This window comes from Thauera sp. AutoDN2, from assembly GCF_051280715.1.
Taxonomy (GTDB): domain Bacteria; phylum Pseudomonadota; class Gammaproteobacteria; order Burkholderiales; family Rhodocyclaceae; genus Thauera.
This window is the reverse complement of the sequence record NZ_JBNCAR010000003.1, coordinates 94,523-116,428: the sequence shown is the minus strand read 5'-3', so window position 1 is coordinate 116,428 and position 21,906 is coordinate 94,523. Positions and strand designations below refer to the sequence as shown.

At 66.0% G+C, this 21,906-nt stretch carries 18 protein-coding genes; 6 read left to right on the top strand and 12 right to left on the bottom strand.

Features of this window, described 5'->3' with window-relative positions; genetic code table 11:
* The first annotated feature begins 68 nt into the window (after positions 1-68).
* The gene (gene typA, locus ACPT9U_RS03195) at positions 69-1,880 is read left to right on the top strand and encodes a translational GTPase TypA (protein ID WP_418362731.1); all 1,812 of its coding nucleotides are present in this window, start codon (positions 69-71) and stop codon (positions 1,878-1,880) included.
* Positions 1,881-2,129: 249 nt separating this feature from the next.
* Here the strand turns inward: typA and galU are convergent, their stop codons facing one another.
* From galU to smc, 4 genes are read right to left on the bottom strand one after another with little or no spacing between them, the layout of a single operon-like run.
* On the bottom strand, positions 2,130-3,032 hold the full coding sequence (galU, locus tag ACPT9U_RS03190) for a UTP--glucose-1-phosphate uridylyltransferase GalU (protein ID WP_435749850.1): 903 nt from the start codon (positions 3,030-3,032) through the stop codon (positions 2,130-2,132).
* Between the two features lie 50 nt (positions 3,033-3,082).
* Positions 3,083-5,188 (bottom strand): NAD-dependent DNA ligase LigA, encoded by a 2,106-nt coding sequence (gene ligA, locus ACPT9U_RS03185; RefSeq protein ID WP_435749849.1) that lies wholly within the window; start codon positions 5,186-5,188, stop codon positions 3,083-3,085.
* Positions 5,188-6,291, bottom strand: a complete 1,104-nt coding sequence (locus ACPT9U_RS03180) for a cell division protein ZipA C-terminal FtsZ-binding domain-containing protein (protein ID WP_435749848.1) — start codon at positions 6,289-6,291, stop codon at positions 5,188-5,190. The genes ligA and ACPT9U_RS03180 overlap by 1 nt, the downstream gene beginning before the upstream one ends.
* A gap of 36 nt (positions 6,292-6,327) precedes the next feature.
* Positions 6,328-9,876, bottom strand: coding sequence for a chromosome segregation protein SMC (gene smc, locus ACPT9U_RS03175; RefSeq protein WP_435749847.1), 3,549 nt, complete (start codon positions 9,874-9,876; stop codon positions 6,328-6,330).
* 126 nt (positions 9,877-10,002) lie between these two features.
* Between smc and dapC the strand changes: the two genes are divergently transcribed.
* The 5 genes from dapC (at position 10,003) to prmB (ending at position 15,592) form a co-directional block, all read left to right on the top strand.
* Positions 10,003-11,196 (top strand): succinyldiaminopimelate transaminase, encoded by a 1,194-nt coding sequence (dapC, locus tag ACPT9U_RS03170; protein WP_435749846.1) that lies wholly within the window; start codon positions 10,003-10,005, stop codon positions 11,194-11,196.
* Between the two features lie 14 nt (positions 11,197-11,210).
* Positions 11,211-12,032, top strand: a complete 822-nt coding sequence (dapD, locus tag ACPT9U_RS03165) for a 2,3,4,5-tetrahydropyridine-2,6-dicarboxylate N-succinyltransferase (RefSeq protein ID WP_418362725.1) — start codon at positions 11,211-11,213, stop codon at positions 12,030-12,032.
* Between the two features lie 96 nt (positions 12,033-12,128).
* The gene (locus ACPT9U_RS03160; RefSeq protein WP_418362724.1) at positions 12,129-13,304 is read left to right on the top strand and encodes a PilT/PilU family type 4a pilus ATPase; all 1,176 of its coding nucleotides are present in this window, start codon (positions 12,129-12,131) and stop codon (positions 13,302-13,304) included.
* Between the two features lie 47 nt (positions 13,305-13,351).
* Positions 13,352-14,491 (top strand): succinyl-diaminopimelate desuccinylase, encoded by a 1,140-nt coding sequence (dapE, locus tag ACPT9U_RS03155; protein ID WP_418362723.1) that lies wholly within the window; start codon positions 13,352-13,354, stop codon positions 14,489-14,491.
* Between the two features lie 153 nt (positions 14,492-14,644).
* Positions 14,645-15,592 (top strand): 50S ribosomal protein L3 N(5)-glutamine methyltransferase, encoded by a 948-nt coding sequence (prmB, locus tag ACPT9U_RS03150; RefSeq protein WP_418362722.1) that lies wholly within the window; start codon positions 14,645-14,647, stop codon positions 15,590-15,592.
* A 111-nt stretch (positions 15,593-15,703) separates the two neighbouring features.
* On the opposite strand, the gene iscX is transcribed toward prmB, so the two are convergent.
* From iscX to ACPT9U_RS03110, 8 genes are read right to left on the bottom strand one after another with little or no spacing between them, the layout of a single operon-like run.
* On the bottom strand, positions 15,704-15,898 hold the full coding sequence (gene iscX / locus ACPT9U_RS03145; RefSeq protein ID WP_418362721.1) for a Fe-S cluster assembly protein IscX: 195 nt from the start codon (positions 15,896-15,898) through the stop codon (positions 15,704-15,706).
* Position 15,899: 1 nt separating this feature from the next.
* Positions 15,900-16,241, bottom strand: a complete 342-nt coding sequence (gene fdx / locus ACPT9U_RS03140) for an ISC system 2Fe-2S type ferredoxin (protein WP_418362720.1) — start codon at positions 16,239-16,241, stop codon at positions 15,900-15,902.
* Positions 16,242-16,252: 11 nt separating this feature from the next.
* Positions 16,253-18,121, bottom strand: coding sequence for a Fe-S protein assembly chaperone HscA (gene hscA / locus ACPT9U_RS03135; protein WP_418362719.1), 1,869 nt, complete (start codon positions 18,119-18,121; stop codon positions 16,253-16,255).
* A gap of 18 nt (positions 18,122-18,139) precedes the next feature.
* Positions 18,140-18,676: a Fe-S protein assembly co-chaperone HscB gene (hscB, locus tag ACPT9U_RS03130; protein ID WP_435749845.1), complete on the bottom strand. Its 537-nt coding sequence runs from the start codon at positions 18,674-18,676 to the stop codon at positions 18,140-18,142.
* Between the two features lie 10 nt (positions 18,677-18,686).
* Positions 18,687-19,010 (bottom strand): iron-sulfur cluster assembly protein IscA, encoded by a 324-nt coding sequence (gene iscA, locus ACPT9U_RS03125; RefSeq protein WP_418362717.1) that lies wholly within the window; start codon positions 19,008-19,010, stop codon positions 18,687-18,689.
* Between the two features lie 26 nt (positions 19,011-19,036).
* A complete protein-coding gene (iscU, locus tag ACPT9U_RS03120; protein ID WP_418362716.1) occupies positions 19,037-19,420 on the bottom strand; it encodes a Fe-S cluster assembly scaffold IscU in 384 nt (127 codons plus the stop codon).
* Between the two features lie 51 nt (positions 19,421-19,471).
* Entirely contained in the window at positions 19,472-20,683 is a 1,212-nt protein-coding gene (locus ACPT9U_RS03115) for an IscS subfamily cysteine desulfurase (RefSeq protein WP_435749844.1), read from the bottom strand.
* 54 nt (positions 20,684-20,737) lie between these two features.
* On the bottom strand, positions 20,738-21,901 hold the full coding sequence (locus tag ACPT9U_RS03110; RefSeq protein WP_418362715.1) for a cysteine desulfurase family protein: 1,164 nt from the start codon (positions 21,899-21,901) through the stop codon (positions 20,738-20,740).
* Between the last annotated feature and the right edge of the window lie 5 nt (positions 21,902-21,906).

Below are 21,906 nucleotides of genomic sequence, written 5' to 3'. Positions count from 1 at the left end.
TTCGTGTTGCGCTGCGGTGCGTCATGGTAGAATCCTCGCCCTTTCAAAGACTTCCCACGCCCTCCTCCATGTCCCGCGCCATTCGCAACATCGCCATCATCGCCCACGTCGATCATGGCAAGACCACCCTCGTCGACCAGCTCCTGCGCCAGTCCGGCACCTTCCGCGATAACCAGCAGGTCGCAGAACGCGTCATGGACTCGGGTGACATCGAGAAGGAACGTGGCATCACCATCCTGTCGAAGAACTGTGCAATCCAGTACGGCGACACCCACATCAACATCGTCGACACCCCGGGCCACGCGGACTTCGGCGGCGAGGTGGAGCGCGTGCTGTCGATGGTCGACAGCGTGCTGCTGCTCGTCGACGCGGTCGAAGGTCCGATGCCGCAAACCCGCTTCGTGACCCGCAAGGCACTTGCGCTGGGCCTGAAGCCGATCGTCGTCATCAACAAGATCGACCGTCCGGGGGCGCGCCCGGACTGGGTGATCAACCACACCTTCGACCTGTTCGACAAGCTCGGCGCCACCGAGGAGCAGCTCGACTTCCCGGTGATCTACGCCTCGGGCCTCAATGGCTTCGCGGTGATCAACGAGGGCGATGAGCGGAAGGACATGCGCCCGCTGTTCGAGGCCATCCTCGAGCACGTGCCTGCACCGGAAGTCGACGCCAGCGGTCCGCTGCAGATCCAGGTCTGCTCGCTCGACTACTCGACCTACATGGGTCAGCTCGGGATCGGCCGCATCAAGCGCGGCCGCGTGCGTCCCAACCAGGAAGTCGTCGTCATGTACGGCGAAGAGAACCGCGGCAAGGGCAAGGTCAGCCAGATCCTTACCTTCGAAGGCCTGGAGCGCAAACCCTCCGAGATGGCCGAAGCTGGCGACATCGTGCTGATCGCGGGCATTCAGCAGGTCAACATCGGCGTTACCCTCTGCGACCCCGATTGCCTCGAGGGCATGACGCCGATCGCGGTCGACGAGCCCACGCTGACGATGAACTTCATGGTCAACACCTCGCCGCTCGCCGGCCGTGAAGGCAAGTACGTCACCAGCCGCCAGATCCGCGAGCGCCTGGAAAAGGAACTGCTCAAGAACGTCGCCCTGCGCGTGAACTACACCGGCGACTCGGATGTGTTCGAGGTTTCCGGCCGGGGCGAACTGCACCTCACCATCCTGCTCGAGAACATGCGCCGCGAAGGCTACGAGCTCGCTGTGGGCCGCCCGCGCGTGGTGTACAAGGAAATCGACGGGGTGAAATGCGAGCCCTACGAGATGCTCACCGTCGACGTCGAGGAAGACCACCAGGGCGGCGTGATGGAAGAACTTGGCCGTCGCCGTGGCGAGCTGCAGGACATGCAACCGGACGGCAAGGGCCGCGTGCGCCTCGAGTACCGCATTCCGGCCCGCGGCCTGATCGGCTTCCAGGGTGAGTTCCTCACCATGACGCGCGGCACCGGCCTCGCCAGCCACGTCTTCGATGACTACGGCCCGATGGCCGGCCCGATGGCCGAGCGCCGCAACGGCGTACTGATCTCGCAGAACGACGGCGAGGCGGTGGCCTACGCGCTGTGGAACCTGCAGGACCGTGGCCGCATGTTCGTGAGCCCGGGCGAAGCGCTGTACGAAGGCATGATCATCGGCATCCACACACGCGACAACGACCTCGTCGTCAACCCGATCAAGGGCAAGCAGCTCACCAACGTGCGCGCCTCCGGCACCGACGAAGCCGTGCGCCTGATCACGCCGATCGCACTCACCCTCGAGTCCGCGATCGAGTTCATCGCCGACGACGAACTGGTCGAGATCACGCCCAAGAACATCCGCCTGCGCAAGCGCCACCTCAAGGAAACCGACCGCAAGCGCGCGGCCAAGGCCGCCTGAGCCGGATCGCCCGCCATCGGGTGCAGCGCCCAAGCCCTGCACCCGCACCGAATGCGCCGAGGCCCCGCCGGGATTGTCCCGCCGGGGCCTCTTCTTTCCAGTCATCGCGAATGCTCCGCTCCATCTACATGCAGATCGGAGCGAGCGGCGCATTCATTCGCGGGCAGGCCCGCGAAAACCCCCACCGGACTGGGGACTCTGGCGCAGAAGCGGCCTTGTCCGCCAAGAACCTGCGAAAGCCCCCCGCGCTTACTTCTTCTTGCCGCCGCCCGTTTCCGCGCCGAAGCGGCCGCTCAGGTACTGCGCGAACTCCGCGCCGGTCTCGGGATGGCGCAGGCCGAACTCGATCGTCGCCTTCAGGTAGCCGAGCTTGGAGCCACAGTCGTAGCGGACACCGTCGAACTGATAGGCCAGCACCGCCTCCTCCTTCAGCAGCGAGGCGATTGCATCGGTGAGCTGGTATTCGCCGCCGGCACCCGGCTTCAGCGCGCGGATGTGGTCGAAGATGCGCGGGGTCAGGATGTAGCGTCCGACGACCGCCTGCGTCGTCGGTGCATCCTCGGGCTTCGGCTTCTCGACGATGCCGGTCATACGCTGCACCTGCCCCTTGTCGGACTCGGTGCTGACGATGCCGTAGCTGCGGGTTTCCTCGCGGGGCACGTTCATGGTGCCGAGCACCGAACAGCGGTGATAGTTGTAAACATCCACCATCTGCTTCAGTACCGGCGTCTTGTCCTTGTTGTCGAGCAGGTCGTCCGCGAGGATCACCGCAAAGGCCTCGTCGCTCACCACATGGCTGGCGCACATCACCGCGTGGCCAAGGCCGAGCGCTTCCGACTGGCGGATGTAGATGCAGTTGACACCCTTCGGCACCGTCTTGCGCACGATGTCGAGCAACTCCTTCTTGCCGCGCGCCTCGAGCTCGGTCTCAAGCTCGTAGGCCTTGTCGAAGTGGTCCTCGATCGAGCGCTTGGTGCGCCCGGTGATGAAGATCATGTCGGTGATGCCCGCCGCCACGGCCTCCTCGACCGCGTACTGGATCAGCGGCTTGTCCACGATCGGCAGCATCTCCTTCGGGCTCGCCTTGGTGGCGGGCAGGAAGCGCGTGCCCATGCCGGCAACCGGAAACACTGCCTTGGTGACCTTCTTCATTTCTTATTGCTCTCCCAGATTGAAAGGATGCCGCAACGCAGCGGGCGCCATCATGCGCCCGTCCGCGCCGGTGCGCATCCACCGTTTGTATCCGATTCGCTCAGCAGCCGCAGCAAGCCGTCCTCTTCGAGGATCGCGACCCCGAGCGCCTGCGCCTTGTCGAGCTTCGAGCCGGCCTCCGCACCAGCCACCACGTAGTGCGTCTTCTTCGAGACGGAGCCCGCGACCTTGCCGCCGCGCGCCTCGATCAGCGCCTTGGCCTCGTCCCGCGTCAGCGTCGGCAGCGTACCGGTCAGCACGAAGGTCTTGCCGGCCAGCGCACCCGCAGCGGCCACGGCGGGCTCGCCCTCTTCCCAGTGCAGGCCCGCAGCGCGCAGCTGCTCGATGACCTCGCGGTTATGCGGCTCGGCGAAGAACGCGGCGATCGCATTCGCCACGATGGGGCCCACATCCGGCACCCGCTGCAAGGCATCGAGGTCGGCCGCCATCAGGGCGTCCAGCTTGCCGAAATGCCGTGCCAGATCGCGTGCGGTCGCCTCGCCCACGTTGCGGATGCCGAGCGCGAAGATGAAGCGCGCGAGCGTCGTCGCACGGCTCTTCTCGATCGCCGCGAGCAGGTTCTGTGCCGACTTCTCGCCCATGCGCTCCAGGTTGGCCAGCGCGAGCACGCCCAGCCGGTAGAGATCGACCGGCGTCTTGACGATCGCCGCATCGACCAGCTGATCGACGAGCTTGTCGCCGAGGCCCTCGATGTCCATCGCGCGACGCCCCGCGAAATGCAGCAAGGCCTGCTTGCGCTGCGCAGGACAGAACAGTCCCCCGGTACAACGCGCCACCGCCTCGTCCTCGCCTCGTACGACGTGCGAGCCGCATACCGGACAGACGGGAAAGCGCTCGAGCAGTACGAAGCGTGGCAACTCGGCCGTGCGCCGCTCCACCACCGGCGCAACCACCTCGGGGATCACGTCACCGGCACGGCGCACGATGACCCAGTCACCGATGCGCACATCCTTGCGATCGATCTCGTCCTGATTGTGCAAGGTGGCATTCGTGACCGTCACCCCGCCAACAAACACGGGTTCGAGTCGCGCCACAGGGGTCAGCGCCCCGGTGCGACCGACCTGCACTTCGATATCGCGCAGCAGCGTCACCGCTTCCTGCGCCGGGTACTTGTGCGCCACCGCCCAGCGCGGTTCACGAGTAACAAAACCCAGCTGCTGCTGCAGCGCACGCGCGTTGACCTTGTACACCACGCCGTCGATGTCGAAGGGCAGGCTGTCGCGCAACCCGGCGATGCGGGCGTGGAAATCCGCCAGCCCCTGCGCACCCTGCACCACTGCACGGTGCGCGCACACCGGCAGCCCGAAGTCGGCGATCGCGTCGAGCACGCCGGCGTGGGTGTCGGGTACCTGCCAGCCCTCCACATCCCCCAGGCCGTAGGCGTAGAAGGACAAGGGACGGCGCGCAGCGATGGCGGGGTCGAGCTGGCGGATGCTGCCTGCGGCAGCGTTGCGCGGGTTGACGAAGGTCTTCTCGCCGGCCTCTGCCTGGCGTGCATTCAGGCGCTCGAAATCCACGCGGCGCATGTAGACCTCGCCACGGACCTCGAGCACCGGCGGCGCCTCGCCGCGCAGGCGCAAGGGGACAGCCTTCATCGTGCGCACGTTGCTGGTGACATCCTCTCCGGTCTCACCATCCCCCCGCGTGGTCGCCTGCACCAGCAGGCCCTGCTCGTAGCGCAGGCTGATCGCGAGGCCGTCGAACTTCAGTTCGGCTGCGTATTCCACTGGCGGATTCGCATCCTCGAGCTTGAGCGCGCTCCGCACCCGCGCGTCGAAGCTGAAGGCGCCGCTCGCCTCGGTGTCCGTCTCGGTGCGGATCGACAGCATCGGCACGCGATGGCGCACCGGGGGGAACTGTGCCAGCGGCTTGCCCCCCACGCGCACCGTCGGCGAGTCGGGCGTGCGCAGCGCTGGATGCGCAGCCTCCAGCGCCTGCAATTCGCGGAACAGGCGGTCATACTCCGCATCCGGAATGGTCGGTGCATCCAGCACGTAATAGGCGTGGTCGTGGCGCGCGATCTCCGCCCGCAGTGTGGCCGCACGCGCTTCCGGGTCGCCCTCGCTGGCGCCCGATGCCTGATCGAAGAGATCCATCAGTGCGAGAACAGGCGCTGCGCGAGCGGACTGCCCGCGGGAAGATCGGACTCGGCCATGCGTGCCTGAAACTGCTCGATCTGCACCCGGATCAGCGCTGCCGCATCCGTACCGAAAGGCGCGCGGTTGTCATCGACCACATCGCCGTCGAGCGCGCGCGCGAGCTCGTTCGCGGTGTGCATCATGCGCTCGAAGACCTGGGCGCCGTGCGCGACGCGCGGGACGTCGATCACCAGCGTGATGCCGGGCGTGACAAGCTTGTCGAGGTTGTCGCGCGAGAACAGCCCGGCGTCGAGGTTCGCAAGCATGAACTGGCTGCTGGTGCCGTCGATCGCATGGAAGCAGCCATCCTCGCCCAGGGTCAGGCCGAGGCGTTCCGCCTGGCGCCGGATCTCACCGCCTTCGAACTGGCCGTCGCGGGCGACGATATTCACGCCGATCTGCACATCCACATCCGCGCAGAAGCGGTCGAGCTCAGCGGCGTGCTTCAGGGTTTCGGCCCGCGGCGGCAAACCCGGCGGGAGCGCCATCAAGGCATCCGCCACGCGCTGCACGCCGCCGGTAAAGCGCATGAAGTCGGTTTCACCGATCGATCCATGCCGGTCCACGAGCTGGAGCGCCGCACAGAACCAGTTGCACGTGCCTTCGCTGTCAGGGCCGAGCTGCTGCCAGAGGTTCTCGGTGTCCTTGAAGCCGAACCAGCGCACCGGCTTGCTCAGGCCCGCGAGCTGGGCGATCTGTTCGTTCCAGACGCGCGAAACGTCCAGCGCTTCGATCGTCTCGAGCCGGATCACGCAATCTGCGCGAGCGTCCAGCAGACGCGGCAGGTCGGGCACGCTGCGTCGCAAGGGCGCTTCACTGACGCGCCGCGCAGCATTGTCCGACTCGCTGTCCACGCGGAACTCGCCGGGCTCCCGGCGCGCCGACCCGCCCCCACCCTCCGCGTCGGCGCGCGGCTCGAGCAGCACATCGCGGTGCTCCGACCTGAAGGCGCGCTCGGCGTTGCGCTGGTGCTTGCGCTCCTGCCACTTGTTGTAGCCGACCACCAGTACCACCGCGCCGATTCCGACTGCAACCAGCGCGATCTGAAGTTCGCTGTCCATGAGTTTTCCGAAAGACTCCGTCTTGCCCCGTATGCCCTACGCCGCGACCGGATCGGCCAGGCGCAGCGCCTCTTCGATATCCACTTCCACGACGCGCGAAACGCCCTGTTCCTGCATCGTCACCCCCACAAGCTGCTGTGCATACTCCATCGTGATCTTGCTGTGACTGATGAAGATGAACTGCGTCTGCGATGACATGCGCTTGACCATGTTCGCATAGCGCTCGGTGTTCGTATCGTCCAGCGGCGCATCCACCTCGTCAAGCATGCAGAAGGGCGCCGGGTTGAGCTGGAACATCGAGAACACCAGCGCAATCGCGGTCAGCGCCTTTTCGCCCCCCGACAGCAGGTGGATGGACGCGTTCTTCTTGCCCGGCGGTTGCGCCACGATCTGGATGCCCGCGTCGAGAATCTCCTCGCCGGTCAGCACCAGCTCCGCCCGTCCGCCGCCGAACAGCTGCGGGAACAGCGCCGCAAACTGCCGATTGACCGTATTGTAGGTCTCCTGCAACTGCTCGCGCGTTTCCCTGTCGATGCGACGGATCGCATCTTCAAGCGTGTCGATCGCCTGCAGCAGGTCTTCGGTCTGAGCATCGAGGTAGCCCTTGCGTTCCGCTGCACTCTTCAACTCGTCCAGCGCAGCCAGATTCACCGCGCCCAGTTCAGCGATCTCGCGTGCAAGCCGGGCAAGCTCACGCTGCAGACTGCCTTCCCTCGGCCCCTCCTGAAGCAGGGGCGTGAGTGCGGCTTCATCCGCCTTCACCTCGATCAGGCGCTCCTCGAACTGCTGCACCGACAGCTCGGCGGCCTGCAGGGCCAGACGCAACTCGGCCACGCGGCTGCGGATCGGTGCAGCCTCGTGTTCGGTGCGCAGGCGCGCCTCCTCCACCTGCTTCAGGGCGGCGGCCGCATCGGCCAGCGCGTCGCGCCGCGCGGCCAACGCTGCCTCGCGGCGGGTGCGCAGTTCGAGCGCCGTGTGCAGGGCCTCGGTACCCCGGCGGTCATCGGTCGCTTCAAGCTCAGCCTCGCGGGTGCGGCTTTCGCTTTCGATGCGTGCAAGCTGCTCCTCTGCGAGTTGCCGGTTACGGGCGATATCGTCGAGCTTGCCCGCGCACTCACGCTCGGAGAAGCGGGCTTCCTGAAGCTCCCGGCCCGCAGACTGTTCCAGCGCGCGCGCCTCGCGCAGCGCCTGCTCCCGATCGCGCAGGATCTCGCTGGCAGCCTCCAGCCGCTCACGCTGAAGCGCCGCCAGCTCTGCAGCGCGCGCCTGCTCCAGCTCGGCCCGCGTGAGGTGCTCTCGCTCGGTGCCTTCGAGATGCAATACATCCTCCAGGTCGCGCACCAGCTGGCTGCGGCGCTCTTCGGCCCGACTGCGGGCCTGCGCGAGCTTGAGCACCTCGACCTGCTCGGCATGGACCTGCGACTGCACCGCCTGCGCGTCCTTGCGCAGCGCGCCAATGCGCTCCTGCACATCACTCGCCGCGGCCTCGGCCGCGTGCAGCGCGTCATGCGCGATCAGCGCCTCTTCCTCCAGTGTCTGCTGCGCATGGGCAAGACTCTCGATCTCGCGCTGGCGCTCGATGACGCCGTGCGTGCGGGTGTCGGGCGCATGGTACGAAAGGCTTGCGCGCGTGAGCACCTGACCCTGCGCACCGACCAGCCTTACGCCCACGGGAAGCTCTGCATGGCGGGCAATCCACGGGCCGAGGGCCTCGACCGCGTAGCAGCCTTCAAGCAGATCCTCCAGCAATGGTGCGAGCTCTGCCCGTATGCAGGTCACCAGCGTGCCGAGCGGCACGGTCCCTGCCAAGACCACCGCGTTCGCGGGCGAATCTGCGACCTGCTGCGCCAGCCCGAGACCGATCGCGACCGATTCCGGCGGGGCCTCGTCGAGCAGGCTGTGCGCGGCGGACCGCGCGGCTGCTTCATCGGGCGCGATCAGCGCGGACAATCTTTCGCGCAGCACGGCCTCGACCGCGGCATCCCAGCCGGCCTTCACCTGCAGGAGCTCCCACAGCGGCGGGAGCTGCTCGAGTCGGTGACGCTTGAGCCAGTCCCCGAGCTTGCCCTGTGCCTGCACCCGAGCCTGCAACTGGACCAGCGCGTCCCGCCGCGCGCGCAGTTCGGTGAGGTTGCGCTGCGCAGCGCGTTCTCGCTCGAGCGCCGTCTTGAGCGCCCCCTGCGCATCCGGCAGGCGCGCCTGCAAAGCGCCCAGCTCCTGGTGCGCCTGCTCGGACGCTTCCTGCAGCGCCTCCAGCCGCGCTTCGCGCTCGAGCAATGCGCACGCGTCCGGACCGGTAATCGCGGCGCGCTCGGCCTCGAGCCGGCCGCGCCGCTGCTGCAGGGCCTCGAGCGCGCGGTGAGCGCTCGCGCGGTTCGCCTCCTCCACCCGCAGCTGCTGTTCGGTCTGCGCCAGTTCGCGGCGGGCTGCAGCGACCGTCGTATCCGCCGCCTGGCGTGCCGCATCAAGCTCCGGCACACGGTCGGCGATCTCCGCATGGCGCGCCTCGGCCTGCTCCGCACGCATCGCCGCATTGAGCGCCAGTTCCGACCAGCGCTCATGGTCGCCCGCCAGTCCCTCGCGGCGCGCCTGCCAGTGCGCATGGTCAAGCCCGAGCTGAGTGATGCGCGCTTCGAGCCGCTTGCGCGCCTCGCCCAGGTGCTGGAGCTCGGTCTCGAGCCGGCTCACCTCGGCGCTGACGGCGAACAGGTCGTTCTGCGCTTCATGGACCGACTCCGACGCCTGGAAGTGGGCGTCGCGGCAGGTTTCGATTGCCGTCTCCAGACTCTGCAGACGCTCGCTGTCGAGCTCGACCCGGCGGGCGGTTTCACCGAGCTCGGCCGCGATCCGCGCGTGCGCATCACGTGCCTCGTTGCGCTTGAGCAACCAGAGCAACTGCTGCCGCTCGGTGTGGACGGCGCTGAGCTGCTGGTACCGAGCCGCCACTTCGGCCTGCCCCTCGAGGTGGCCGATGCGCTCGCCCAGCTCCATGCGGATGTCGTCCAGGCGGGCCAGGTTGTCGCGCGCGTCACGCAGCCGCCCCTCGGTCTCCTTGCGCCGCTCACGGTATTTGGTGACGCCCGCCGCCTCCTCGAGGAAGCCACGGATCTCTTCCGGGCGCGCCTCGATGATGCGAGAGATCATGCCCTGCTCGATGATCGCGTAGGCGCGCGGACCCAGGCCGGTGCCGAGGAACAGGTCGATGACGTCCTTGCGGCGGACGTGCACGTTGTTGATGTAATAGGTCGACTCGCCCGAACGGTCGAGCACGCGCTTGACCGAAATCTCGGCGTAGCGCGACCACTGCCCCGCAGCCTTGCCCTCGGCATTGTCGAACACCAGCTCCACGCTCGCACGCGATACCGCCTTGCGCGTCGTCGAGCCGTTGAAGATCACGTCCTGCATCGACTCGCCGCGCAGCGCGGAGGCCCGCGTTTCGCCCAGCACCCAGCGTACCGCGTCGATGATGTTGGACTTGCCGCAGCCATTGGGTCCCACCACGCCGACGAGGTTGCCGGGCGTAAGCACCGTGGTCGGGTCGACGAAGGTCTTGAAACCGGCGAGTTTGAGCTTGGAGAGACGCACGTCGGAACCAGGCGGAGAGCGCGCGCGAACGCGCCGCAGGGCGGTCGGAAAGGCTGCTCATGATACCATTTCCACCCTTCCCGACTTCGCGCGGACGCGCACGGCGCGTACCCGATCCGTATCAAAGTGAATCCGAATCTTGCCCGCCTGCAGACCTACCCCTTCGAGAAACTGCGCGCGCTGTTCGCAGGCATCGAGCCGCCCGCGCACCTGAAGCCGATCCGGCTGTCGATCGGCGAGCCGCAGCACCCGACGCCGGGCTTCATCCGCCAGACGCTGGCCGACAACCTTGGCGGCCTGTCGAGCTACCCCGCCACGCTCGGCAGTGACGCGCTACGGGGCGCGATCGCGCACTGGCTCGAACGCCGCTTTGGCTTGCCGAAGATCGACCCGGCAACGCAGGTGATCCCGGTCGCGGGCACGCGCGAGGCACTGTTCGCCTTCGCGCAGTGCGTGGTCGATGGCACGAAACCCGGCGCCAAGGTCCTGTGCCCGAACCCCTTCTATCAGATCTACGAAGGGGCGGCCCTGCTCGCCAACGCCGAGCCGATCTTCATCAACAACCTGCCCGAGAACGGCTTCGGCTCGGATTTCGGCAGCATCGACGAGGCCGTCTGGCGCGACGTCCAGCTCGTCTATGTGTGTTCGCCGGGCAACCCCACCGGGCGGCTGCTGAAGCTCGAGGAGTGGAAGACGCTGTTCGAGCTGTCTGACCGCTACGGCTTCGTGATCGCTGCCGACGAGTGCTATTCCGAGATCTACTTCGACGACGACGCCAGGCCGATCGGCGGCCTGGAGGCGGCCTGGCGCCTGGGGCGCACGGATTTTCGCAACGTGGTGATGTTCTCCAGCCTGTCGAAGCGCTCGAACGTGCCCGGCATGCGCTCTGGCTTCGTGGCAGGCGATGCGCGGATCCTGAAGGACTTCCTGCTGTACCGCACCTACCACGGCTGCGCGCTCAACCCGGCAGTGCAGGCCGCCTCGGTGGTGGCGTGGAACGACGAGGAGCATGTCGAGGAGAACCGCCGCCTCTACCGCGACAAGTTCGCCCGCATCACGCCCATGCTGCAGCCCTGGCTGCCGGTGTCGCTGCCGGACGCCGGCTTCTACTACTGGGTGCGCACACCGATCCCGGACACCGAGTTCGCCCGCCGTCTGCAGGCTGAATATAATGTAACGGTCCTGCCGGGCAGCTTCCTCGCCCGCGAAGCCGATGGCGTAAATCCGGGCGCCGGCTTCGTACGCATCGCGCTGGTGGCCGACACGCACGAGTGCGTCGAGGCGGCCGAGCGCATCATCGATTTCTGCAAAACACTCTGAGAGAGATTTCCCACATGCACGCTCTGCAACCGATCATCGACGACGCTTTCGAAAACCGCGCCAGCCTGTCGCCCGCCTCCGCCCCGGCCGAGATCCGCAATGCGGTGGAAGAGGTCATTGCCGGCCTGGACGCCGGCACGCTGCGCGTGGCCGAGAAGAAGGACGGCCAGTGGGTGGTCAACCAGTGGATCAAGAAAGCCGTGCTGATCTCCTTCCGCCTGCGTGACAACGAGGTGGTACAGGCCGGCGGCCTCAACTTCTTCGACAAGGTGGCGACCAAGTTCGGCGACTACACGCCAGAGCAGTTCCGCGAAGGCGGCTTCCGCGTGGTGCCGCCGGCCGTCGCACGCAAGGGAAGCTTCATCGGCAGGAACGTGGTGCTGATGCCGTCCTATGTGAACATCGGCGCCTACGTCGATGAAGGCACCATGGTCGACACCTGGGCCACGGTCGGCTCCTGCGCGCAGATCGGCAAGAACGTGCACCTGTCGGGCGGTGTCGGCATCGGCGGCGTGCTCGAACCGGTGCAGGCCGGCCCGGTGATCATCGAGGACAACGTCTTCGTCGGCGCGCGTTCCGAGGTGGTGGAAGGCGTGATCATCGAGGAGAACGCGGTGCTGTCGATGGGCGTGTATATCGGCATGAGCACCAAGATCTACGATCGCGAAACCGGCGAAATCACCTACGGCCGTGTGCCGGCGGGCGCGGTCGTGGTGCCCGGCAGTCTGCCCTCGGCCTGCGGCAAGTACAGCCTGTACTGCGCGGTGATCGTGAAGAAGGTGGACGCCCAAACGCGCGCCAAGACCGGCATCAACGAGTTGCTTCGCGGCGCTTGATTCACTCCGTAGGAGCGCCTCTGCCGCGATGACCTTGCGTGCGCGGAAGAGGCGCTCCTGCGATGCTCACGATCTTTTGTCCGGGGCCTTGACGCCATGATTTTCGACAGTCTCTTCCAGCTAATGGCCGAGAAAAAGGCCTCGGACCTCTTCATCACTGCAGGCGCCCCGATCCACATCAAGATCCAGGGGCACACCATGCCGATCAATCAGCAGATGATGGATCCGCTGATGATCCAGCGCATGCTGACCGAGGCCATCACCCCGGCGCAGATGACCACCCTCGAAAAGGATCGGGAACTCAACCTCTCCTTCGGTCGTCGGGACCTGGGCAACTTCCGGGTCAACGTGTTCTGGCAACGCAACTCGATGGCAGTGGTGGTGCGCTACATTCAGAGCGATATCCCGACCATCGAGAGCCTGGGGATGCCGCCGGTGCTCAATGAAGTGGTGATGGAAAAGCGCGGCCTCGTGCTCGTGGTAGGGGCGACCGGCTCGGGCAAATCCACCACGCTGGCCTCCATGCTCGACCACCGCAACGGGAGCCGCAGCGGTCACATCCTCACGGTGGAGGACCCGATCGAGTACCTGTTCAGACACCGCAAGTCGGTGGTGAACCAGCGCGAGGTCGGCATCGACACCAAGAGCTGGAACGAGGCCTTGCGCAATGCCATGCGCCAGGCCCCGGACTGCATCCTGATCGGTGAGATCCGCGACCGGGAAACCATGCAGGCAGCGATCTCGTATTCGCAGACGGGCCATCTCTGCCTCGCAACGCTGCACGCGAACAACGCCTACCATGCCCTCAACCGCATCGTGAACTTCTTCCCGCTGGAGAACCGTCAGCTGCTCTACCTGGACCTCGCCGTCGCCCTGCGCTGCATCGTCTCCCAGCGGCTGGTGCGCAAGCCCGACGGCAAGCGCATTCCCGCAGTGGAGATCCTGATGAACACCCGCCACACTGCCGAGTTGATCGAACGTGGCGAACTGAACGGCATCAAGGAGGCCATGGAGCAATCGCTGGCGCCCGGCTCGCAGACCTTCGAACAGGCACTGTACCGGCTCTACAGCGAAAAGCAGGTCACGCTGGAAGAGGCGCTGGCCAACGCCGATTCGCCCACGAACCTGCACTGGCTGATCAACAACGCGCAGATCCAGAGCGCAGAGTTGAAGTCGACACAGGTTCGGACGCCGAAAGCGATGGACTTCGAAGCGAGTTCGCCGGACGGCGCCTCGTTCCAGGAGTTCACGCTCGACCTGAACAACAACTGAGCACGTACTGAGGCGCGACCGCACTGCCGGTCGTGCCCGAGACCCCCATGACAGAAGACCTTTCCACGCGGGCCCTGGCCCGTGCGCTCATCGCTCGCCCATCGGTCACGCCCGACGATGCAGGCTGCCTCGAACTGATCACCGACCGGCTGCGCCCGCTCGGGTTCACGATCGAGCGCATCGACACCGGCGGCGTCAGCAATCTGTGGGCGCGGCGCGGAACCGCGACGCCCGTGCTCTGCTTCGCTGGCCACACCGACGTGGTACCTCCCGGACCGGCCGAGGCCTGGACCACTCCGCCCTTCGCACCCACCGAGCGCGAGGGCATGCTGTACGGACGGGGCGCTGCCGACATGAAGACCTCGCTCGCGGCATTCGTGACCGCGATCGAGCGCTTCGTGGCGCAGCACCCCGCCCACGACGGCAGCATCGCGCTGCTGCTGACCTCCGATGAGGAAGGCATCGCCACCCACGGTACGGTCAAGGTGGTGGAGGCGCTCGCTGCCCGTGGCGAGCGCCTGGACTACTGCATCGTTGGCGAACCAACCTCGGTGAAGACCTTGGGCGACATGATCAAGAACGGCCGGCGTGGCTCGCTTTCGGGCACGCTGCGCGTCAAGGGCAAGCAGGGGCACGTCGCCTATCCACAGCTCGCGCGCAACCCGATCCACCTTTTCGCACCAGCGCTGGCCGAGTTGGCATCGACCACCTGGGACGAGGGCAACGCGTTCTTCCCGCCCACCACCTGGCAGGTGTCCAACATCCACGCAGGAACCGGCGCCAACAACGTCATCCCGGGCGTGTGCGAGGTGATGTTCAACTTCCGTTTCAGCTCCGGGTCGAGCGCCGAAACCCTCAAGGCCCGCACGCATGATGTACTCGACCGCCACGGACTGGACTACGAGGTCGACTGGCACTTGTCGGGAAAACCCTTCATCACCGGGCGAGGCAGGCTGGTCGGCGCGCTATCGGCGGCAATCCTGGATACGCTGGGAGTGGAAACCGAGCTGTCAACCACCGGCGGCACCTCCGACGGACGCTTCATCGCCGAGATCTGCAAGGAAGTGGTCGAGTTCGGCCCGGTCAATGCAAGCATTCACCAGGTGAACGAATGCGTTTCCCTCGATGCGATCGAACCGCTTTCGGTGGTCTACGAGCGAACCCTGGAGGGACTGCTGACGGCCTGATGTGACGACGGCGAATCCAGGAACCAGCCCCCGGCCAGACATCGCCACCCCGTAACGCCTTCAGCCCACTGCACACCTTTCGCGGGCAAGCCCGCTCCCACGAAATCCCGTGCGTGGCGATCATGCGACGCACACCGAACCCAAGAGGCCCTGATGCACCACGACGAACACCCGGAAGACGAGCACGATCACGAACATGAGCACGGTCCCCTTGCCGAGCTCGTCACCGTCCGCGACTGGCTGCGCTACGCAGTTACCCGCTTCAACCGCGCCGGCATCTTCTGCGGCCATGGCGTACAGGACAGCTTCGACGAGGCCGTATGGCTGATCCTCGGCACGCTCGCCCTGCCCCTCGATCGTCTTGAACCCTTCCTCGATGCCTGCATTCCTGGGGAAGAACGCCTCGACCTGCTGCAGGCGATCGAACAACGCGCAGACGAACGCTTGCCGACCGCCTACATCCTGGGTGAAGCCTGGCTGGGAGATTTCCGCTTCACGGTGGACCCGCGCGTGATCGTGCCCCGGTCCTTCTTCGCCGAGTTGCTCGAGGACGGGCTGGCACCCTGGGTGGAAGACCCGGAGGCCGTGGGCAGTGTGCTTGACCTGTGCACCGGCTCAGGGTGCCTCGCGATCCTGATGGCACACGCCTTCCCGCACGCTGCGGTGGTGGGTGCAGACCTTTCCGCGGATGCGCTCGAGGTCGCACGCATCAATGTGGAGGACTACGGACTGGAAGAGCGCGTCGAACTCGTCTGCAGCGACGTGTTCTCAGCCCTGCAGGGGCGCAGCTTCGATCTGATCCTGAGCAATCCCCCCTACGTCACCGCAGAGGCCATGGACGCGCTCCCGCCGGAATACCTGCATGAGCCGCAGATGGCGCTCGCCTCGGGCGACGATGGATTGGATGTGGTGCGGCGCCTGATCGCCGAGTCTGCTGCGCACCTGAACCCGGGCGGACTCCTTGCAGTCGAGGTCGGACACAACCGTTCAATCGTCGAAGAGGCCTTCCCCGACCTGCCCTTCAACTGGCTCTCCACCCGGGGCGGAGACGACATGGTCTTTCTGCTCAGGCGCGAGGATCTGCCGGGTTCGGAGCTCTGAATCGGGCGTTGCAGAAAAACCGCAACGCGCCCCCGGTCGATATGCCGGGGAGACGCTGCGGTGGCGGCCGCGCTGATATCGCTTTTGGTGCTGACGTCGTCGCTGCGGCGGTCAGGCGACTTCGTCGATCCAGGCCTGCTGGATGCCCTCGAGAATGCGCTCGCCGCAGCGCTTTGGGTCGTCGTCGAACTCGGGCAGCGCCATGACCCAGTTCATCAGGTCGACGAAATTCAGCTTTGTCGGATCGACCTCTGGATGCGCGTCAGCGAGCTGGATGGCGATTTCCTGAACCTCTGTCCACTTCATGTCAGTGCTTTCCTTCGCGAGCCATGTTGATGGTATAGCGCGGGATCTCGACCACCAGCGGCGTGTCAGCGATTACCGTCTGGCAGGACAGGCGTGAGTTCGGCTCCAGGCCCCAGGCCTTGTCGAGCAGGTCTTCCTCATCCTCGGTGGCTTCGTTCAGCGAATCAAAGCCTTCGCGTACGATCACGTGGCAGGTGGTGCACGCACAGGATTTCTCGCAGGCGTGTTCGATCTCGATGCCGTGATCCAGCAGGCCGTCGCAGATGGTGGTACCGGGTGCGACGTCGATGACGCCACCATCCGGGCAGAGTTCGACGTGGGGCAGGACGATGATCTGGGTCATGGTTTCGTGCTTCAGAAATTCAGTTCATCCACCTTATGGCCAGCAAGCGCGCTGCGAATGCTGTTGTCCATACGGCGGGCGGCAAATTCGTCGGTGGCGCGGGCAACGGCGTCGATGCCGGCCTTGATCGCGCGATGGTCCTCGCCAGCGCGAAGCTGGTGCAGGCTTGCCAGCACGGCGTCGATGCGCGCGCGCTCCTCAACGTCGAGCAACTCGCCGTCCTTGTCGAGCGCTGCGGCGACCGCCTCGATCACCCGGTCGGCCTCAACCTGCTGTTCGCGCAGCGCACGTGCCAGCATATCGTCGCCGGCGTGATCGACGCCGGAACGCAGCATCTCCGCGATCTCGTCGTCGGACAGGCCGTAGGACGGCTTTACGAGCACGCTCGCCTCCACCCCAGAGGACATCTCGCGCGCAGACACCGACAGCAGACCATCGGCGTCCACCTGGAAGGTGACCCGGATACGTGCCGCCCCCGCCACCATCGGCGGGATGCCACGCAGCTCAAAACGCGCGAGCGAGCGGCAGTCTGACACGAGCTCGCGCTCGCCCTGCACAACATGGAAAGCCATCGCGGTCTGGCCGTCCTTGAAGGTGGTGAATTCCTGGGCACGCGCGATCGGCAGCGTGGAGTTGCGCGGGATGACTTTCTCGACCAGCCCACCCATCGTCTCCAGACCGAGCGAGAGCGGAATGACGTCGAGCAGCAGCCAGTCGTCCTCTCCGGCACGGTTGCCCGCGAGCACGTTCGCCTGCATCGCGGCGCCCAGCGCAACGACCTTGTCGGGGTCGAGGTTGGTGAGCGGTTCCTGGCCGAAGTAGTTCGCCACCGCGCGCTGGATGTGCGGCATGCGCGTTGCCCCGCCGACCATGACCACACCCTTGATTTCATCCGGGGCGAGTCCGGCGTCGCGCAGCGCCTTGCGCACCGGCGTCAGCGTCTTCTGCACGAGGTTGGCGGTCATCTCGGCGAACTCTTCGCGCGTGACCACCAGGTCCACCTCCTCGCCCGAAGCCAGGCGTACATGCACCGGCGCCTCCTCGCAACTGGTGAGCAGTTCCTTCGCTTCGCGCGCCTTCATCTGCAGCCGACGCGCATCCTGCAGGGACGGCGGCGAGATCTTGGACTTGTCGAGAATCCAGCAGAACAGGCGATGATCGAAGTCGTCACCGCCGAGGGCCGCGTCGCCGTTCGTGGACAACACCTCGAACACGCCACGCGAAAGCTTGAGGATGGAGAGGTCGAAGGTGCCGCCGCCAAGGTCGTACACGGCATAGACGCCTTCGGCCGCATTGTCGAGACCGTAGGCCACTGCAGCAGCGGTGGGCTCGTTGAGCAGACGCAGCACGTCCAGTCCCGCCAGGCGCGCGGCATCCTTGGTAGCCTGGCGCTGGGCGTCGTCGAAGTAGGCCGGCACGGTAATGACGGCGCCGACGAGCGCACCGCCCAGACTGGCCTCCGCGCGCTCGCGCAGAAGGCGCAGGATCTCGGCAGATACCTCCACCGGGCTCTTCACGCCCTGCACGGTGCGCAGGCGCAGCATGCCTTTGGCGTCCTCGAAGTCGTAGGGTACGGCCTCGATGTGGGCGACGTCCTTGAGGCCACGCCCCATGAAGCGCTTGACCGAGACAATGGTGTTGCGCGGGTCGACCGCCTGCGCCTTGAGCGCCGCAAGGCCAACCTCGACCCCCCCCTCGGTGAGGTAGCGGACCGCGGACGGCAGCATGGTGCGGCCCGTCTCGTCCGGCAGGCAGACGGCAATGCCGTTGCGCACTGTGGCGACGAGCGAATTGGTGGTCCCCAGATCAATGCCCACCGCGAGCCGGTGCTTGTGCGGCTCGGCGGACATGCCGGGTTCAGCGATTTGCAGCAGGGCCATCGGGTCTTCGTTCCGTGCTTACTCGTTTTCGAGGGCCAGCAGGGCCTCGTCGATTTCTTGCTGGAGTTTGTCCACGAACATCAGCCGACGCACGGTGTCGGCAGCCGCTTCGTAGTCGTGTCGTGTGTCGAGCTGCTCGGCCAGATGGCCGCGCACCTCACGCGCATGACCGAGCAGGCGGCGGTGCAGCTCCTCGAGCTCGCCCGCGTCGGCGGCGATGCGGGCTTCTTCCACCGCTTCGCGCCACTCCATCTGTTCCATCAGGAACTCGGGCGACATGGCGGTGTTGGTTTCCAGCGCGGCATCGACTCCGGCCAGCTCGAGCAGGTACTGCGCGCGCGCGAGCGGCTTGCGCAGGGTGCGAAAGCCCTCGTTCACCCGCGTCGCCCATTGCATCGACAGGCGCCTCTCGGTGTCCGACAGGTGTACGTGCCGGTCCGGGTGCACCTGGGACTGCAGCGTATGCCAGGCGGCCTCGAGCGCACCCTCGTCGAGCGCGTAACGGCGCGGCAGCCCGAACAGCGCGAAGAAGTCCTGCGTCAGGTCGATGCTCATCGCGCGCGGCTCAGACGTTGAAGCTTTCGCCGCACCCGCACTGATCCTTCACGTTCGGGTTGTTGAACTTGAAGCCCTCGTTGAGCCCTTCCTTGACGAAGTCCAGTTCGGTGCCATCGAGGTAAGACAGGCTCTTCGGGTCGATGACGACCTTGACGCCATGACTCTCGAAGACCAGGTCCTCGTCCTCGGTGTTGTCGACGAACTCGAGCTTGTAGGCCATGCCCGAGCAGCCCGAGGTCTTCACGCCGAGACGGATGCCCAGCCCCTTGCCACGCTTGGCAATGAAAGTGGACACATGCCGGGCGGCGGATTCGGAAAGCGTGACGGCCATGATTCCTCCTGTACTGAACGAGCCGGTCAGGCGTCGTGCTTCTTCTTGTAGTCGGCCACGGCGGCCTTGATCGCGTCCTCGGCGAGGATCGAGCAGTGGATCTTCACCGGCGGCAGGGCCAGCTCTTCGGCGATCTGGGTGTTCTTGATCTCGAGCGCCTGATCAATGGTCTTGCCCTTGACCCACTCGGTGACGAGCGAGCTCGATGCGATCGCCGAGCCGCAGCCATAGGTCTTGAACTTGGCGTCCTCGATCACGCCATCCTTGCCGACCTTGATCTGCAGCTTCATGACGTCGCCACAGGCGGGCGCGCCGACCATGCCGGTCGCCACGCCTTCCTCATCCTTGCCGAAGGAGCCGACGTTGCGGGGGTTCTCGTAGTGGTCCAGGACCTTTTCGCTGTATGCCATGTTTTTCTCCTGCTGGGGTTGTCTCTGTTGCTTCGACCGCGCGCGTACCGATCAGTGCGCCGCCCACTGCACGGCGTCAAGATCCACGCCGTCCTTGTACATCTCCCACAACGGGGAGAGCTCGCGCAGCTTGCCGATCTTCTTGTGCAGCAGGTCGATCGTGAAGTCGACTTCCTCTTCCGTGGTGAAGCGGCCGATGGTGAAGCGGATCGAGCTGTGCGCAAGCTCGTCGTTGCGACCCAGCGCGCGCAGCACATAGGACGGCTCCAGGCTGGCCGAGGTGCACGCCGAACCGGACGACACCGCGATGTCCTTGATCGCCATGATCAACGACTCGCCTTCGACGTAGGCGAAGGAGATGTTCAGGTTGTGCGGCACACGGTGCTCGAGGTCGCCGTTCACATAGGTGGCCTCGATGTCGGTCAGGCCGGCGAGCAGCTTGTCGCGCAGCTTGGTGATGCGCGCATTTTCCCCGGCCATCTCCTCGCGTGCAATGCGGAAGGCTTCACCCATCCCCACGATCTGGTGAGTGGCGAGCGTGCCGGAGCGCAGGCCGCGCTCATGGCCGCCGCCGTGCATCTGCGCTTCCAGGCGCACGCGCGGCTTGCGGCGCACGTACAGCGCGCCGATGCCCTTGGGGCCGTACGTCTTGTGCGCCGAGAAGCTCATCAGATCCACCTTGAGCCTGGCCAGGTCGATGTCCACCTTGCCGGTCGCCTGCGCAGCGTCGACGTGGAAGACGATGCCCTTCTCGCGGCACAGCTCGCCGATCTCGGCGATCGGCTGCACCACACCGATCTCGTTGTTCACGAACATTACCGAGATCAGGATGGTGTCAGGGCGGATCGCCGCCTTGAGCACCTCGAGATCGATCAGGCCGTTCTCCTGCACGTCGAGATACGTGGCCTCGAAACCCTCGCGCTCGAGCTCGCGCACCGTGTCGAGCACGGCCTTGTGTTCCGTCTTGACGGTGATGACGTGCTTGCCCTTGCCCTGATAGAAGTGCGCAGCGCCCTTGATCGCAAGGTTGTTCGACTCGGTGGCGCCGGAGGTCCAGATGATCTCCTTGGCGTCCGCATTCACCAATGCGGCAACCTGTTCACGCGCGTCCTCGACGGCCTTCTCGGCTTCCCAGCCGAAGGCGTGCGAGCGGCTGGCGGGGTTGCCGAAATGCTCGGTGAGCCAGGGGATCATCTTCTGCGCGACGCGCGGATCCACCGGGGTCGTGGCCGAGTAGTCAAGGTAGATGGGGAACTTCAGCATTGCGTCTCTCCGCAAGTTCGTTGTTCGTGTATCACGTCTGCCGGGGCGTGTCGTTCAGCGCGCCACCGACGCCAGGTTCTTCAATTCGTCTGCGACGCGGACAAAGGTCTGCACAAAACGCCGCACGTCGTCTTCGCAGGTGTCGCGACCAAGACTCACCCTCAGCGCACCGCGCGCAAGACCGGGCTCCACCCCCATCGCAAGCAGGGTATGCGAAGGCTCGGGGTTTGCGCTCGAACAGGCGGAACCACTCGCACAGGCGAAGCCCGCACGGTCGAGCTTGCCCACGAGGGTCTCACCGTCAATTCCGGCGAGGGCGAAGAATACGGTATTCGGCAGGCGCAGCGCGCCAGCAGAGAAAATCTGCGCACCACGCGCCGCCAGCGCAGCTTCGATCTCGTCGCGCAGCGTGGTCAGGCGCGCATGTTCCGCCTCGCGCCGCGCGACAGCAAGCTCGCAGGCAGCGCCGAAGCCGACGATCGCCGCCACGTTCTCGGTGCCGGAGCGCAACCCCCGCTCCTGACCGCCACCAGCGATCAAGGGCGCGAGCTCGACACGCTTGTCCACAACGAGCGCCCCCGCCCCCAGCGGCCCGCCGATCTTGTGCGCGGAAAGCGTGAGCGCATGGACACCGAGGCCGCGAAAGTCGACCTCGATCTTGCCCAGCGCCTGCACCGCATCCGAGTGAAACAGCGCGCCGGCAGCGCGAGCTTCTACAGCCAGGCTACCGATGTCCTGAATCACGCCGGTCTCGTTGTTCGCCAGCATCACCGACACCAGACGCGGCTTGTCGGACAGCACCGTCTGCCAATCCTCCTGTGCCACGCGCCCTTGGACGTCCACCGCGATCTCGCGCATCGTCCAGCCGCTGCGCCGCAGCTGTCGTGCAGGCTCACGCACGCAAGGGTGTTCGATGCCGCTCACGGCCACCAGGCCCGGCTTCATGACGCCGGCCGCGCCCTTGAGGAAGAGGTTGTTCGCCTCCGACCCGCCGCTCGTGAAGATCACCTCGGTCGCATGTGCGCCGACTGCCGTCGCCACGCGCGCGCGCGCCTCATCCACGGCTGCACGCGCCTGACGACCATACTCGTGACGGCTGGACGCGTTGCCGAAGCGTGCCGGCTCGGCCGCACCCAGCCAGGGCAGCATCGCCTCGCGCACTACGGGGTCCAGCGGCGTGCTTGCGTTCCAGTCTAGGTAAGTGGGCGTAAAGCGCATACTAC